This window comes from Gilliamella sp. Pra-s60 (assembly GCF_009795755.1).
Lineage (GTDB): Bacteria > Pseudomonadota > Gammaproteobacteria > Enterobacterales > Orbaceae > Gilliamella.
The window spans coordinates 1-1,155 of record NZ_WTFA01000041.1; the positions used below are offsets into that span (position 1 = coordinate 1).

Sequence of the window (1,155 nt, forward strand, 5' to 3'; positions counted from 1 at the left end):
TATCCCCTCAGGCACCATAATCGCCCCCCGCGCCCTAAGGATTAAGAACTAAACGCTAAAAGCTAAGGTGCGGTGCAAAGGCCATAGCGGGAGTCGCGGGCACTGGCGCTGCCGACGAGGCCTTCGTACGAGTGGACATCGAACTCGTTGCCGCTACCTCTGGCGTCGCTCGTCCAGTAGCTGCTGAAATTGTCGTTGACGAAGCCCGCATCAGCGTAGTAGGGCATGGAGCCCCACTCCGTGAAAAATCCTGCACCTATGTTACGCTGATACCTATCGCCTGATGAACTAGGGGCTGCGCCATCTATGCTATTTACACATGGAAACCTATTATCTACGCCACACTTCGCATTGGTTAAATCCCTTATCCGTACCATACGATAACCCAAACTATTACACCATGCTGTTTGATTAGGAGGGGTAGCGGTTTTATTACCACGATTGACGAACCACTGCTTTAACACAAAGCCATAACGAACCTCATTACCACTTCTATCCCTACCGACCAACTCAAATGTCTGTGGCAAAGATGGACTTGCTAATGAACTTGGACGACTTGAACTTATTTGACTACGACTTGCCCTTGGACCATGCAACGTTACCCGAGCTACATATTTGGATTTATCCGTAATCCATTTATCAGCTTGGACAGTACCTCCAAAAGGGTCTGTGAATGTACCTGAACGCGGCCTTGTCCAACTCACCGTTGCACTTATACTTCCACTTGTGTTAACCGTCCAACTTAACTGACTTGCGTCAATACCACCTATATCCAAATCAAAATACAAGCCATCTGCACCAGTCGTTGGAAAGTTCCTGTCGTAAGATGATGGACTCGTTGATTGAGTTAAGAAGCCCTTACTAGGATTCCATATGTTAGATGGGCCTGCAAAGTGGGGGTCGTCGTAAGGATCAATGCCAGTTGTTCCACCATACACCAAATTCGGCCTGACCGATTGCACAAAATAACAGCTAGCAGATAAATTATTTGGATTAATATAATAATCCACCGTTGCGCCACTAAAACTACTACTCCTTGGCACACCATACTGCGTACTTAATGTGCCACCTGTACTTGTTAAAGTTACCTTATAAGGGGCATTACATATATCTAATGCATCAGTACGATTAACCGTAGTACCGTTTTTATCGGTA

The 1,155-nt window shown here is 46.4% G+C and carries 1 protein-coding gene; it reads right to left on the bottom strand.

The genetic code is table 11. The features are described from left to right. Positions 1–62: 62 nt before the first annotated feature. A partial coding sequence (locus GQ596_RS10930; protein ID WP_160401753.1) for a hypothetical protein occupies positions 63–1,155 on the bottom strand: 1,093 nt, incomplete at its 5' end.